Origin of the sequence: Klebsiella sp. (assembly GCF_027492335.1) — a bacterium.
GTDB classification, from domain to species: Bacteria; Pseudomonadota; Gammaproteobacteria; order Enterobacterales; family Enterobacteriaceae; genus Klebsiella; species Klebsiella huaxiensis.
The window spans coordinates 37084-49248 of sequence record NZ_JAPUEW010000072.1; the positions used below are offsets into that span (position 1 = coordinate 37084).

Genomic DNA, 12165 nt, shown 5'->3' on the forward strand with positions numbered 1-12165 from the left:
GTTATTGCCAGATGCGTGCCAGAAAGAAAAAATGACGAAATAAATATTTATCCAATTGATTTTTATATGTTTATTTTAAATATCATTTTTTACCGTTGCCGCCATGAAGCAATTTTCTTATCTTTTAATATCGAATTTTATCTTTTGGGATAAATCATGAAAAAGCGACGGGTAGTGATTGGCGTACTCGGAACGGTGCTGGACAAGCGCGGTAAGCGGGCAAATCGATTAAAAAAATGGCGGCCCACCGTTGGACTATGCCAGCAGGCAGATTTTCCCGTCGACAGGCTGGAACTGCTCCACCAGCCGCGTGATGAAAGCATGGCGCAAAGGTTGATTGAAGATGTCGCTCTGCTTTCATCTCATACCCAAGTGCGGCCACATACGGTCGAGATTAATGATCCGTGGGATTTTGAAGAGGTCTACGCCGCCTTCCTCGATTTCGCGACCCGCTACGAATTTGATATCGAAAATGAAGAGTATCTGGTGCATATCACCACCGGGACTCACGTTGCGCAGATTTGCTGGTTTCTGCTGACGGAAGCCCACTATCTGCCCGCCAGCCTGCTGCAAACCAGCCCTGCACCGAAAGGTTCATCGGATGAGCAGATTGCGGCTGGCACCTGCTCGGTTATCGACCTTGATTTAAGCCGCTACGCCACGCTCACCAGCCGCTTTCAGCGCGAGCAGCAGCAATCAGTCTCCTTCCTGAAGGCCGGTATTGATACGCGCAACGCAACGTTCAATAAACTTATCGATCGTATTGAGCGCGTGGCGATCCGATCGACCGATCCGATCCTTCTCACCGGCCCAACCGGCGCCGGCAAGTCTTTCCTCGCCAAACGTATTTTTCAGCTTCGCCAGTCGCGCCATCAGGTTGCGGGCAAGCTGGTGGCAGTAAACTGCGCTACCCTGCGCGGTGATAACGCCATGTCCACGCTGTTCGGTCATGTCAAAGGTGCATTTACCGGTGCGCTGACGCCACGGCCAGGCCTGCTGCGGGAGGCTGATGGCGGAGTGTTGTTTCTCGACGAAATTGCCGAGTTGGGGCTGGATGAACAGGCCATGTTGCTAAAAGCCATTGAAGAGAAAACCTTTTTCCCATTTGGTTCCGATAAAGAGGTTTACAGCAATTTCCAGTTAATAGCCGGTACCCATCGTGATATGCAGCAATGGGTGGCGGAAGGTCGTTTTCGCGAAGATCTCTATGCGCGCATCAATATGTGGCGCTTTGCCCTACCGGGCCTGGCACAGCGGCAGGAAGATATTGCGCCGAACGTGGAGTATGAATTACAGCGCTTTGCAAACGAACGGCAAACACAGATCCGTTTCGATAAAGACGCCCGCGAGCGCTATCTGACTTTTGCCTGCTCGCCGCAGGCGCAGTGGCGGGGTAATTTTCGCGAGCTAGGGTCGTCCGTTGCGCGAATGGCAACCCTGGCCGAGCAGGGGCGGATTACGCTCGCCCTTGCGCAAGAGGAGATTGCGCTCTTACAAGAGAGCTGGCAGCTCACCACATCTTTTCCTGATATTGAAATGGAAATCGATCTGTTCGATCGCCGGCAACTGGAAACCGTTCTGGAGGTGTGCCAACGCAGCGCTTCGCTGTCCGAAGCCGGGCGTGAGCTGTTCGCCGTCTCCCGTCAGAAAAAGGCCAATCCCAATGATGCCGACCGTCTGCGCAAGTATTTAGCCCGCTTTGGGCTGAGCTGGGAGAGTATCCGCAGTGGAACATGAACATAATTAGTTTGAATAATATTCCTTAGCACGATAAACAATAGCTATGGTCGGGCTCGATCCCGGCCTGTTTATAACAAGCAAACACAACATACGTGCAAGGAAAACAACATGCTCGCCACGCTTACGCGGCTGTTCCCATTATGGGCGCTGCTGCTCTCAGTTATCGCGTATTACACGCCATCCACTTTCACTCCCATTGGTCCCTGGGTCCCAACGCTGCTGATGCTGATTATGTTCGGCATGGGCGTTCACCTGAAGGTGGATGACTTTAAACGCGTCCTTTCCCGCCCGGCACCGGTAGCGGCGGGGATTTTTCTGCACTATCTGGTGATGCCGCTCGCCGCCTGGCTGCTGGCGCTGATTTTTCATATGCCTCCGGAGCTCTCCGCCGGGATGGTGCTGGTCGGCAGCGTTGCCAGCGGCACGGCATCCAACGTCATGATCTACCTGGCTAAAGGCGATGTGGCACTGTCGGTCACCATCTCGTCGGTTTCCACGCTGGTCGGCGTGGTGGCAACGCCGCTGCTGACGCGCCTTTACGTCGATGCGCATATTCAGGTGGACGTGATGGGGATGCTGCTCAGCATTCTGCAAATCGTGGTGATCCCGATTGCGTTGGGGCTGGTGGTGCATCACTTGCTGCCAAAAGTCGTAAGAGCGGTAGAACCGTTTCTTCCGGCTTTCTCAATGGTCTGCATTCTGGCGATTATCTGCGCCGTGGTAGCCGGTTCCGCTTCGCATATCGCCTCCGTGGGCTTTGTGGTAATCATCGCGGTCATCCTGCACAACACCATCGGCCTGCTCGGCGGCTACTGGGGCGGACGTCTGTTTGGCTTTGATGAATCCACCTGCCGTACGCTGGCGATTGAGGTAGGTATGCAGAACTCAGGTCTGGCCGCCGCGCTGGGGAAAATCTACTTTGGTCCACTGGCTGCGCTGCCAGGCGCGCTGTTCTCGGTATGGCACAACCTGTCCGGCTCGCTGCTGGCCGGTTACTGGTCAGGGAAGCCGATTGCGGATGAATCGCGTAAGGCAGGAAAAAAGAGCAGATAAAACGTAACTTTGATAAAAATCTCCCGGTGGCGCTGCGCTGACCGGGCTACAGGTCCACAGCCGTTTGCGGTCTGGTAGCCCGGACAGGTGCAAAGCACCGCTTCCGGGATTTTGCCGGGTGATGAAATTGCTGTAAGACTCCCATCCCAATACCGTACACTGAAGTCATCGGCTAACTGAGGGCACCACTATGGCACTCCCCCGCATTACCCAAAAAGAGATGACCGAGCGCGAGCAGCGCGAACTGAAAACTCTGCTCGACCGCGCACGCATCGCGCATGGCCGTCCGCTAACGAACGCGGAAACCAACAGCGTGAAAAAAGAGTACATCGATAAACTGATGGTTTTACGCGAAGCAGAGGCAAAAAAAGCCCGCCAGTTGAAGAAAAAGCAGGCTTATAAACCAGATAGTGAAGCATCGTTTTCCTGGTCGGCAAGTACGCCGACGCGCGGCAGACGTTAGCGCCCTTTCTTTTTGCGCCCCGGCTGAACAAAACGTTTACCGTTCGACGCCGGGCGTGATTTCTCAGCCGTCTTTTCGATTGCCACCACCGGGCGTTTAATCCCCGCCGTTTTCGGCTTCGCTTTTGCCTTCGGTTTCGCTTCTGAAGACGACCCTTCAATCAGCTTAAACAGATCGATCAACTCATCATCCGTCAGATCGCGCCATTCTCCCAGCGGGATCCCCGTCAGGCTGACGTTCATAATCCGCGTACGTTCAAGCTTCATCACTTCATAGCCAAAGTGCTCGCACATGCGGCGTATCTGGCGATTCAGCCCCTGAACCAGGGTGATACGGAACACAAACGGCGCTTCTTTTTTGACTTTGCACTTCTTCGTCACCGTGCCGAGAATCGGTACGCCCGCCCCCATCCCACGGATAAACTCATCGGTCACCGGCTTATCGACGGTAACCAGGTACTCTTTTTCGTGATCGTTACCGGCGCGCAGGATCTTGTTAACCAGATCGCCATGGTTGGTCAAAAAGATCAGCCCCTGAGAGTCTTTATCCAGACGACCAATCGGGAAGACGCGCTTGCTGTGGTTAACGAAATCGACGATGTTGTCTCGCTCGCCATCTTCGGTGGTGCTGACAATGCCAACGGGTTTGTTCAGCGCAATCAGCACTAAATCATCCGCTTCACGCGGCTCAATCAACCGGCCATTGACCTTCACCACGTCGCCAGCTTTAACCTGGTCGCCAATGGTGGCGCGCTTGCCGTTGATAAAAACGTTACCTTGTTCGATAAAGCGATCGGCCTCGCGGCGCGAGCAAATTCCGCTTTCGCTGATGTATTTATTGAGTCGGGTCGACGAGTCGGGCAGCATAACTTCTCCTGAAACACTTCATCCTTCAAGTTGTCCGGGCGCTCACTCTCTTGCCGCCTTGATAAAACTTGAATGCTTTTATGTTTAAAAAGCGAAATATACCCTACCTTGCGAACGATAAAAAATAATCGCGTACTCGCGGCCTGGCGCTAAATGTGATCTATCGCGCTTTTCAACACAAAAGTGTTCTTTTCAGACCTCTGCAACTTTGACCGGCGAAATAAAGCAGAATCAGGCCTTTAGCACTACCAGCACAAACGTGCCGTAAACCATCTACTCACACATCAAATGTGCAACAGAAACCGCCAGCACATCGTCATGAAATAGACAAAAATTGCTTTGAAGTACAGCATCGATAGGGTTATATCAGATCAGGACAGCAAATATGTGATTTGCACAAATGTGCAGGAGTCGAAAGATGACGATGGAAAATAGCGACGATATCCGCCTGATCGTGAAAATCGCCCAGCTCTATTACGAGCAGGATATGACCCAGGCGCAGATTGCCCGCGAACTGGGGATTTATCGCACCACCATCAGCCGTCTACTGAAACGCGGTCGCGAGCAGGGCATCGTCACTATCGCCATCAACTACGACTACAACGAAAACCTGTGGCTTGAGCAACAGCTCAAACAAAAATTTGGCCTCAAAGAGGCGGTGGTCGCCACCTGCGACTCCCTGCTGGAAGAGGATCAGCTTAATCTTATCGGTCAGCACGGCGCACAGTTGGTCGACAGGTTGCTGGAACCGGGCGATATCGTCGGTTTCTCCTGGGGTCGCGCGGTGCGTGCACTGGTAGAGAATCTGCCTCAGGCCAGCCAGTCACGCCAGGTTATTTGCGTACCGATCATCGGCGGCCCCTCCGGCAAACTGGAAAGCCGCTACCACGTCAATACGCTGACCTACGGCGCGGCGGCGAAGCTGAAGGCCGAATCGCATCTCGCCGACTTTCCGGCGCTGCTGGATAACACATTAATTCGCAACGGTATTATGCAGTCCCAGCACTTTAAAACGATTGCCTCCTACTGGGATAACCTTGACGTCGCACTGGTAGGGATTGGTTCTCCGGCGATTCGTGATGGTGCCAACTGGCATGCATTTTACGGCAGCGAAGAGAGTGACGACCTCAATGCCCGCCAGGTCGCTGGTGATATCTGTTCACGCTTTTACGACATTGATGGCGGAATGGTAGAAACCGCTATGAGCGAAAAAACGCTCTCCATTGAGATGGCAAAACTTAAGCAAGCGCGCTATTCCGTGGGGATCGCGATGGGCGAGGAAAAATACTCCGGTATTCTTGGCGCATTAAATGGGAATTATATTAACTGTCTGGTGACCAACAAAGAAACCGCCGAGTCGTTACTGAAGTAAATGTCAAGAATATGATTTCACGCAGCGCTGCTGCGGGGGATCCCTTTATCTAAAGAAAACAGGAGTCGATAATGGAAACGTGGTTAAATTTAAAAGGCAATATTATTATTGTTACCGGCGGCGCATCAGGAATTGGTCTGGCCATTGTCGATGAGTTATTAGCTCAGGGCGCAAATGTACAGATGAGCGATATTCACGGCGGTGATAAACATCAGGACAGTGAAAATTACACTTTCTGGCCGACCGATATTTCCAGTGCCAGCGAAGTGAATAAAACCGTCGACAGTATTATTCAACGTTTTGGCCGTATTGATGGTTTGGTAAATAATGCGGGCGTTAACTTCCCTCGTTTACTCGTCGATGAGAAAGCGCCAGCCGGTCGTTATGAATTAAATGAAGCGGCATTCGAAAAAATGGTCAATATCAACCAGAAAGGCGTGTTCCTGATGTCGCAAGCGGTGGCTCGCCAGATGGTTAAACAGCGCGACGGCGTGATCGTTAACGTCTCGTCGGAAAGCGGGCTGGAAGGCTCCGAAGGCCAGAGCTGCTATGCCGCAACCAAAGCCGCGCTGAATAGCTTTACCCGCTCCTGGTCGAAAGAACTGGGCAAACACGGCATCCGCGTCGTAGGCGTTGCACCTGGCATTCTGGAAAAAACAGGACTGCGTACACCGGAATACGAAGAAGCGCTGGCCTGGACCCGCAGCATCACTGTCGAACAGCTACGCGAAGGCTACACCAAGAACTCCATTCCGATTGGTCGCTCAGGTCGCCTCTCTGAAGTCGCTGATTTTGTTTGCTATCTGCTCTCAGAGCGCGCCAGCTATATCACCGGAGTAACCACTAACATCGCGGGCGGAAAAACGCGCGGCTAAGGAGGAAAAATGGTTAATGTCATCTTCTGTGCCCACGGCCAGCTGGCCTGCGCCATGCTCGACTCGGTACGCATGGTCTACGGCGATGTCAACGTCAACGCCGTGGAATTTATCCCCGGCGAGAACGCGGGGGATATCGCCACAAAGATTGAAAAGTTAGTAAGCACTCACAGTGATGAGCAATGGCTTATTGCCGTCGATTTACAGTGCGGCAGCCCGTGGAACGCCGCCGCCGGGCTGGCGATGAGCAACCCACAGCTTCGGGTCATCAGCGGCTTGTCGCTACCGTTGGCTCTGGAACTGGTGGATAACCAGCAAACGATGAACGCTGACGAACTGTGCCAACACCTGGAAGCCATCGCCAGCCAGTGCTGCGTCACCTGGCGGCAGCCGGAAACCGTTGAGGAGGATTTCTGATGAACATTACGCTCGCCCGTATTGATGACCGTTTAATTCATGGTCAGGTCACCACCGTGTGGTCAAAAGTGGCCAACGCCCAGCGAATTATTATCTGTAATGACGATGTTTATAACGACGAAGTTCGCCGTACGTTACTGCGTCAGGCCGCACCTCCGGGCATGAAGGTTAACGTAGTGAATCTCGAAAAAGCCGTCGCCGTATATCACAACCCGCAATATAAAGACGAAACGGTTTTTTATTTATTCACTAACCCGCAGGACGTATTAACCATGGTGCAGCAGGGCGTGAAAATAGCGACGCTGAATATTGGCGGCATGGCCTGGCGACCGGGTAAAAAACAATTAACCAAAGCGGTGTCATTAGACGAAGCGGATATTAACGCCTTCCAGCAACTGGATAAGCTGGGCGTTAAACTCGATTTACGCGTCGTGGCCTCCGATCCATCGGTTAATATTCTCGACAAAATAGCAGAGCAGTCCGTTACAGAATAATAAATCGCGCCTGTTTTATTACACACTGTCATTCTGGATGCATCGCGGCGGCAAATGAGCGAGTCACCAGGAGCATAGATAACTATGTGACTGGAGCGAGAGAATGTAGCCAACAAAGAGGCAGCCTGAAGGACATCGTGTAAATGCCGTAACAGGCAGGGTTACACTCATCTTAAAGGTCATAATTATGGAAATTAGTACCCTACAAATAATAGCCATATTTATTTTTTCCTGTATTGCCGGGATGGGCAGCGTGCTGGATGAATTCCAGACCCACCGCCCATTAATCGCTTGTACCGTCATTGGCTTAATTCTCGGGGATTTAAAAACCGGGATTATGCTCGGCGGCACCCTGGAGCTCATTGCGCTGGGCTGGATGAACGTCGGTGCAGCGCAGTCTCCGGACTCGGCGCTGGCCAGTATTATCTCGGCCATCCTGGTGATTGTCGGCCAGCAAAGCATCGCCACCGGGATAGCTATCGCGTTACCGGTCGCCGCCGCGGGCCAGGTGCTCACCGTGTTCGCCCGTACCATTACCGTGGTGTTCCAGCATGCGGCGGATAAAGCAGCCGAAGAGGCGCGCTTTGGGGCCATCGATTTGCTGCACGTCTCGGCGCTGGGCGTCCAGGCGCTGCGCGTCGCTATCCCCGCGCTGGTGGTCTCGCTGTTCGTTAGCGCCGATATGGTCAGCAATATGCTTAACGCCATCCCGGAATTCGTCACTCGCGGTCTGCAAATCGCTGGCGGTTTTATCGTCGTAGTCGGCTACGCCATGGTGCTGCGCATGATGGGCGTGAAGTATCTGATGCCCTTCTTCTTCCTCGGCTTCCTCGCGGGCGGTTACCTCGACTTCAGCCTGCTGGCCTTCGGCGGCGTGGGGGTCATCATCGCGCTGATTTATATCCAGCTAAACCCGCAGTGGCGTAAGCCTGAACCACAGGCCACAGCCACCTCTTCCACCGCCCTTGACCAGCTTGACGACTGATGGAGCCCAACATGGAACAGAGAAAAATTACCCAAGGCGACCTGGTGAGCATGTTTCTGCGATCCAACCTGCAGCAGGCGTCATTCAACTTCGAACGAATTCATGGGCTTGGCTTTTGCTACGACATGATCCCGGCGATTAAGCGTCTCTATCCGCTGAAAGAGGATCAGGTTGCCGCGCTGAAACGCCATCTGGTGTTCTTTAACACTACCCCGGCGGTCTGCGGCCCGGTCATTGGCGTAACGGTGGCGATGGAGGAAGCGCGGGCTAATGGCGCGGCTATCGACGACGGCGCAATCAACGGTATCAAAGTCGGCCTGATGGGCCCGCTGGCCGGGGTTGGCGACCCGCTGGTATGGGGGACATTGCGGCCGATTACCGCTGCCCTCGGCGCATCGTTGGCGCTCTCCGGCAATATTCTTGGCCCGCTGCTGTTCTTCTTTATTTTCAACGCAGTACGTCTGGCAATGAAATGGTACGGGCTGCAGCTGGGCTTTCGTAAAGGGGTCAATATCGTCAGCGATATGGGCGGCAACCTGCTGCAAAAACTGACCGAAGGGGCCTCCATTCTGGGCCTGTTTGTGATGGGCGTGCTGGTCACCAAGTGGACCACCATCAACGTGCCTCTGGTGGTTTCGCAAACGCCGGGCGCCGATGGTTCGACCGTCACCATGACCGTGCAGAACATCCTCGATCAGCTCTGCCCCGGCCTGCTGGCCCTTGGCCTGACGCTGCTGATGGTGCGTCTGCTTAATAAGAAAGTGAACCCCGTATGGCTGATTTTCGCCCTGTTTGGTTTAGGGATTATCGGCAACGCGCTGGGCTTCCTGTCCTGATTATTCCGCTCCGGCGATGCCGGGGCTACTTCAACAAGTTAGCCCCAAAAGATTTCGCAGTACGGCAAGGCGGCAACTGAACGTATCCCTGAGAGCGTAGATCCACTACGTGACCCGGGTACGTGAAGGAAGCCAACACAGCCGTAATGCGAAAGATAAAGGGGATGAGGTGGTAAACATGCAAACAACAACAGCCCTGCGCCTTTACGGCAAACGCGACCTGCGCCTGGAAACCTTCGAACTCCCGGCGATGCAGGATGATGAAATCCTCGCCCGTGTGGTCACCGACAGCCTGTGTCTCTCCTCCTGGAAAGAGGCGAATCAGGGCGAGGACCATAAAAAAGTGCCGGACGATGTAGCGACCAACCCGATCATCATCGGCCATGAGTTCTGCGGTGAAATTATCGCCGTCGGTAAAAAGTGGCAGCACAAGTTTCACGCCGGTCAGCGCTATGTGATTCAGGCCAACCTGCAGCTGCCGGATCGCCCGGACTGCCCCGGCTATTCATTCCCATGGATCGGCGGTGAAGCGACCCACGTGGTGATCCCTAACGAAGTGATGGAGCAGGATTGTCTGCTCTCATGGGAAGGCGATACCTGGTTTGAAGGCTCGCTGGTGGAGCCGCTCTCCTGCGTAATTGGCGCGTTCAACGCTAACTACCATCTGCAGGAAGGGACCTATAATCACACGATGGGCATCCGTCCGCAGGGACGCACGCTGATCCTCGGCGGCACTGGTCCGATGGGACTGCTGGCTATCGATTACGCGCTGCATGGCCCGATCAACCCGTCGCTGCTGGTGGTTACCGATACCAATAAGCCAAAACTCAGCTATGCGCGTCAGCACTATCCATCCGAACCGCAAACGCTGATTCACTATCTTGATGGCAATGATGCCAGCCGCGAAACGCTGATGGCGCTCACCGGCGGTCACGGTTTTGACGATATTTTCGTTTTCGTCCCTAACGAACAGCTCATCACCATGGCTTCATCGCTGCTGGCCGCGGACGGCTGCCTGAACTTCTTTGCCGGTCCGCAGGATAAACAGTTCAGCGCGCCGGTCAATTTTTACGATGTGCATTACGCTTTCACCCACTATGTGGGTACCTCCGGCGGTAATACCGACGATATGCGCGCCGCCGTAGCGCTGATGCAGGCGAAAAAAGTCCAGACGGCAAAAGTGGTGACCCATATTCTGGGACTTAATGCTGCGGGCGATACCACCCTGGATTTACCGGCGGTTGGCGGCGGTAAAAAGCTGGTCTACACCGGGAAAAATATTCCGCTTACCGCGCTGGGGGAAATTAGCGACCCGCATCTGGCGGCGATTATGGAGAGCAACCACGGTATCTGGTCAAAAGAGGCGGAAGAGTACCTGCTGACCCACGCGGAGGATATTACTCATGATTAATCGCGACACGCTGCTGTGTATGTCTCTGGCCGGTCGTCCGGGCAACTTCGGCACCCGATTTCATAACTATCTGTATGAAAAGCTGGGACTGAACTATATCTATAAGGCCTTTACGACCAGGGATATTGAAGCGGCGGTCAAAGGCGTGCGCGCGTTAAGTATTCGCGGCTGCGCGGTATCGATGCCGTTTAAAGAGAGCTGCATGCCGTTTCTCGACGCTATCGACCCTTCGGCGAAGGTGATCGATTCGGTTAATACCATTGTCAACGACGACGGTAAGCTGACCGGGCTGAACACGGACTACATCGCGGTGAAAAGCCTGATTGACAGTAACCAACTCGATTCCTCCGCCAAAGTGATGATCCAGGGCAGCGGCGGGATGGGCAAAGCGGTGATCGCAGCCTTTCGCGATGCGGGTTTCCGCGACGTGATTATCGCCGCCCGTAACCGTGATAATGGTCTGGCGCTGGCGAAACAGTATGGCTTTCAATGGCAGCCAAAACCGGAAGGGATCCCGGTGGATATTCTGGTTAACGTCACCCCGCTCGGTATGGCGGGCGGCGCGGAAAGCGAAACCCTGGCCTTCAGCCAGACGATGGTGGAACAGGCCAGCGTGGTGTTTGATGTGGTCGCCCTGCCGCCAGAAACCCCGCTTATCAAGCTAGCACAGCGGCTGGATAAGCAGGTGATCAGCGGCGCGGAAGTCATTGCCTTACAGGCCGTGGAGCAGTTTGCGCTCTACACCGGCGTACGCCCTGACGATGCGCTGGTCGCCGAAGCTTCAGCGTTTGCCAGAGGGTAAGTAGCCACCCAAACTCAGGCACAATGTGCTCCCTCTCCCTTTTTAAGGGAGAGGGCAGGATGAGGGTTAACGCTCAGTAAGCTATCCGGGGAATGTCCCGGAGGCGGCGCTCGACGCGCCTTGTCCGGGCTACCAAACCTCAGACCGCACGGGCCTGTAGCCCGGTCAGCGCAGCGCCACCGGGGAGACATAGTTAAAACGATCGCTGAAAATCGCTAAATGAGCCATTTTCAGCCACCCACTGGTTAATGGTATCAATCGAATGCTGATGTTCCCATTGCCACCCGGACGCTTCACCCGCTGGTGCCCCTTCTTCTCGCATATCTTTTTGCATAATAGGCTCTCCAGATAACATTTCTTCCTCTCAAACTTATCGTATTTCCAGACGGGTAACACGCCCCAGAACACCAGCTTACGCAGGTCTTCCGCAAACTGGGCTATGAAGGGGCCTCAATGGCGGAAATCTGCGTCCGCGTCGGCGGATCTAAGGCCACGCTGTATAACCATTTTTCCTCAAAAGACGAGCTGTTTTTTGAGGTGATGTCGCGCCTGTGTGAAGAGGAATTCTCCGCGGTGCTCAAGCTGGTTGCTGGAGCGCGGCGACATTACGCTGGCGCTGAATCAGTTTGGTCAGCGCTTTTTGCTCTTTATCTACTCTCCGGATGTGCAATCCAACCAGCAGCTGATCGCCGATTTTTATCTCTCGCCTTGGAGAATGGTTTGCTGCACCGTGCCGATCCGCGCATTACAGCGCTGCACCTGAGCGCGTTGCTACAAGCGGAACTAATGGACAGGATTGTAAGTATCCCAGCTTTAGTTCCACGCACTTTTTGAGAGTTCCGATTTTTCAG

General features: G+C 54.1%; 13 protein-coding genes and 1 pseudogene. 12 read left to right on the forward strand and 2 right to left on the reverse strand.

Translation table 11 applies throughout. From position 1 onward, the window contains the following. Nucleotides 1-156 precede the first annotated feature (156 nt). The 3 genes from rtcR (at nucleotide 157) to QVF11_RS21705 (ending at nucleotide 3256) form a co-directional block, all read left to right on the forward strand. Complete coding sequence (gene rtcR / locus QVF11_RS21695; RefSeq protein ID WP_142514420.1) at nucleotides 157-1737, forward strand: RNA repair transcriptional activator RtcR; 1581 nt, start codon at nucleotides 157-159, stop codon at nucleotides 1735-1737. A gap of 111 nt (nucleotides 1738-1848) precedes the next feature. Further along, nucleotides 1849-2793 (forward strand): ketopantoate/pantoate/pantothenate transporter PanS, encoded by a 945-nt coding sequence (gene panS / locus QVF11_RS21700; RefSeq protein WP_287859166.1) that lies wholly within the window; start codon nucleotides 1849-1851, stop codon nucleotides 2791-2793. 190 nt (nucleotides 2794-2983) lie between these two features. Beyond that, nucleotides 2984-3256, forward strand: coding sequence for a YjbD family protein (locus QVF11_RS21705; protein WP_110277236.1), 273 nt, complete (start codon nucleotides 2984-2986; stop codon nucleotides 3254-3256). On the opposite strand, the gene rluF is transcribed toward QVF11_RS21705, so the two are convergent. Beyond that, a complete protein-coding gene (gene rluF, locus QVF11_RS21710) occupies nucleotides 3253-4122 on the reverse strand; it encodes a 23S rRNA pseudouridine(2604) synthase RluF (RefSeq protein ID WP_110277237.1) in 870 nt (289 codons plus the stop codon). The genes QVF11_RS21705 and rluF overlap by 4 nt on opposite strands. 424 nt (nucleotides 4123-4546) lie before the next feature. On the opposite strand from rluF, the gene QVF11_RS21715 reads away from it, so the two are divergent. The 8 genes from QVF11_RS21715 (at nucleotide 4547) to QVF11_RS21750 (ending at nucleotide 11314) form a co-directional block, all read left to right on the forward strand. After that, nucleotides 4547-5494, forward strand: coding sequence for a sugar-binding transcriptional regulator (locus tag QVF11_RS21715; protein WP_112215929.1), 948 nt, complete (start codon nucleotides 4547-4549; stop codon nucleotides 5492-5494). A 71-nt stretch (nucleotides 5495-5565) separates the two neighbouring features. After that, nucleotides 5566-6369, forward strand: coding sequence for an SDR family oxidoreductase (locus QVF11_RS21720; RefSeq protein WP_287859171.1), 804 nt, complete (start codon nucleotides 5566-5568; stop codon nucleotides 6367-6369). A gap of 9 nt (nucleotides 6370-6378) precedes the next feature. Then, on the forward strand, nucleotides 6379-6786 hold the full coding sequence (locus QVF11_RS21725) for a mannose/fructose/sorbose PTS transporter subunit IIA (protein ID WP_139540797.1): 408 nt from the start codon (nucleotides 6379-6381) through the stop codon (nucleotides 6784-6786). Continuing rightward, nucleotides 6786-7280: a mannose/fructose/sorbose PTS transporter subunit IIB gene (locus tag QVF11_RS21730; RefSeq protein WP_112215913.1), complete on the forward strand. Its 495-nt coding sequence runs from the start codon at nucleotides 6786-6788 to the stop codon at nucleotides 7278-7280. Before QVF11_RS21725 ends, QVF11_RS21730 begins: the two co-directional genes overlap by 1 nt. 187 nt (nucleotides 7281-7467) lie before the next feature. Then, on the forward strand, nucleotides 7468-8265 hold the full coding sequence (locus QVF11_RS21735; protein ID WP_287859174.1) for a PTS mannose/fructose/sorbose transporter subunit IIC: 798 nt from the start codon (nucleotides 7468-7470) through the stop codon (nucleotides 8263-8265). Between the two features lie 11 nt (nucleotides 8266-8276). Beyond that, complete coding sequence (locus tag QVF11_RS21740) at nucleotides 8277-9101, forward strand: PTS system mannose/fructose/sorbose family transporter subunit IID (RefSeq protein WP_105889496.1); 825 nt, start codon at nucleotides 8277-8279, stop codon at nucleotides 9099-9101. A gap of 178 nt (nucleotides 9102-9279) precedes the next feature. Continuing rightward, nucleotides 9280-10512: an L-sorbose 1-phosphate reductase gene (gene sorE, locus QVF11_RS21745; RefSeq protein ID WP_287859178.1), complete on the forward strand. Its 1233-nt coding sequence runs from the start codon at nucleotides 9280-9282 to the stop codon at nucleotides 10510-10512. Continuing rightward, nucleotides 10505-11314, forward strand: coding sequence for a shikimate 5-dehydrogenase (locus QVF11_RS21750; RefSeq protein WP_287859180.1), 810 nt, complete (start codon nucleotides 10505-10507; stop codon nucleotides 11312-11314). Before sorE ends, QVF11_RS21750 begins: the two co-directional genes overlap by 8 nt. 193 nt (nucleotides 11315-11507) lie before the next feature. Here QVF11_RS21750 and QVF11_RS21755 read toward each other — a convergent pair whose 3' ends face one another. Beyond that, nucleotides 11508-11648 (reverse strand): type II toxin-antitoxin system CcdA family antitoxin, encoded by a 141-nt coding sequence (locus QVF11_RS21755; RefSeq protein WP_287859182.1) that lies wholly within the window; start codon nucleotides 11646-11648, stop codon nucleotides 11508-11510. A 95-nt stretch (nucleotides 11649-11743) separates the two neighbouring features. On the opposite strand from QVF11_RS21755, the pseudogene QVF11_RS21760 reads away from it, so the two are divergent. Continuing rightward, nucleotides 11744-12148 (forward strand): annotated as a pseudogene (locus QVF11_RS21760) (TetR/AcrR family transcriptional regulator); the annotation flags it as partial. Nucleotides 12149-12165 lie beyond the last annotated feature (17 nt).

What these genes read in the sequence shown, in the direction of transcription:
- QVF11_RS21735 (WP_287859174.1), top strand. Translation starts at nt 7,468, where the DNA reads ATGGAAATTAGTACCCTACAAATAATAGCCATATTTATTTTTTCCTGT.
- rluF (WP_110277237.1), bottom strand. Translation starts at nt 4,122, where the DNA reads ATGCTGCCCGACTCGTCGACCCGACTCAATAAATACATCAGCGAAAGC.
- QVF11_RS21750 (WP_287859180.1), top strand. Translation starts at nt 10,505, where the DNA reads ATGATTAATCGCGACACGCTGCTGTGTATGTCTCTGGCCGGTCGTCCG.
- rtcR (WP_142514420.1), top strand. Translation starts at nt 157, where the DNA reads ATGAAAAAGCGACGGGTAGTGATTGGCGTACTCGGAACGGTGCTGGAC.
- QVF11_RS21725 (WP_139540797.1), top strand. Translation starts at nt 6,379, where the DNA reads ATGGTTAATGTCATCTTCTGTGCCCACGGCCAGCTGGCCTGCGCCATG.
- QVF11_RS21740 (WP_105889496.1), top strand. Translation starts at nt 8,277, where the DNA reads ATGGAACAGAGAAAAATTACCCAAGGCGACCTGGTGAGCATGTTTCTG.
- QVF11_RS21715 (WP_112215929.1), top strand. Translation starts at nt 4,547, where the DNA reads ATGGAAAATAGCGACGATATCCGCCTGATCGTGAAAATCGCCCAGCTC.
- QVF11_RS21705 (WP_110277236.1), top strand. Translation starts at nt 2,984, where the DNA reads ATGGCACTCCCCCGCATTACCCAAAAAGAGATGACCGAGCGCGAGCAG.
- sorE (WP_287859178.1), top strand. Translation starts at nt 9,280, where the DNA reads ATGCAAACAACAACAGCCCTGCGCCTTTACGGCAAACGCGACCTGCGC.
- QVF11_RS21755 (WP_287859182.1), bottom strand. Translation starts at nt 11,648, where the DNA reads ATGCAAAAAGATATGCGAGAAGAAGGGGCACCAGCGGGTGAAGCGTCC.
- QVF11_RS21730 (WP_112215913.1), top strand. Translation starts at nt 6,786, where the DNA reads ATGAACATTACGCTCGCCCGTATTGATGACCGTTTAATTCATGGTCAG.
- panS (WP_287859166.1), top strand. Translation starts at nt 1,849, where the DNA reads ATGCTCGCCACGCTTACGCGGCTGTTCCCATTATGGGCGCTGCTGCTC.
- QVF11_RS21720 (WP_287859171.1), top strand. Translation starts at nt 5,566, where the DNA reads ATGGAAACGTGGTTAAATTTAAAAGGCAATATTATTATTGTTACCGGC.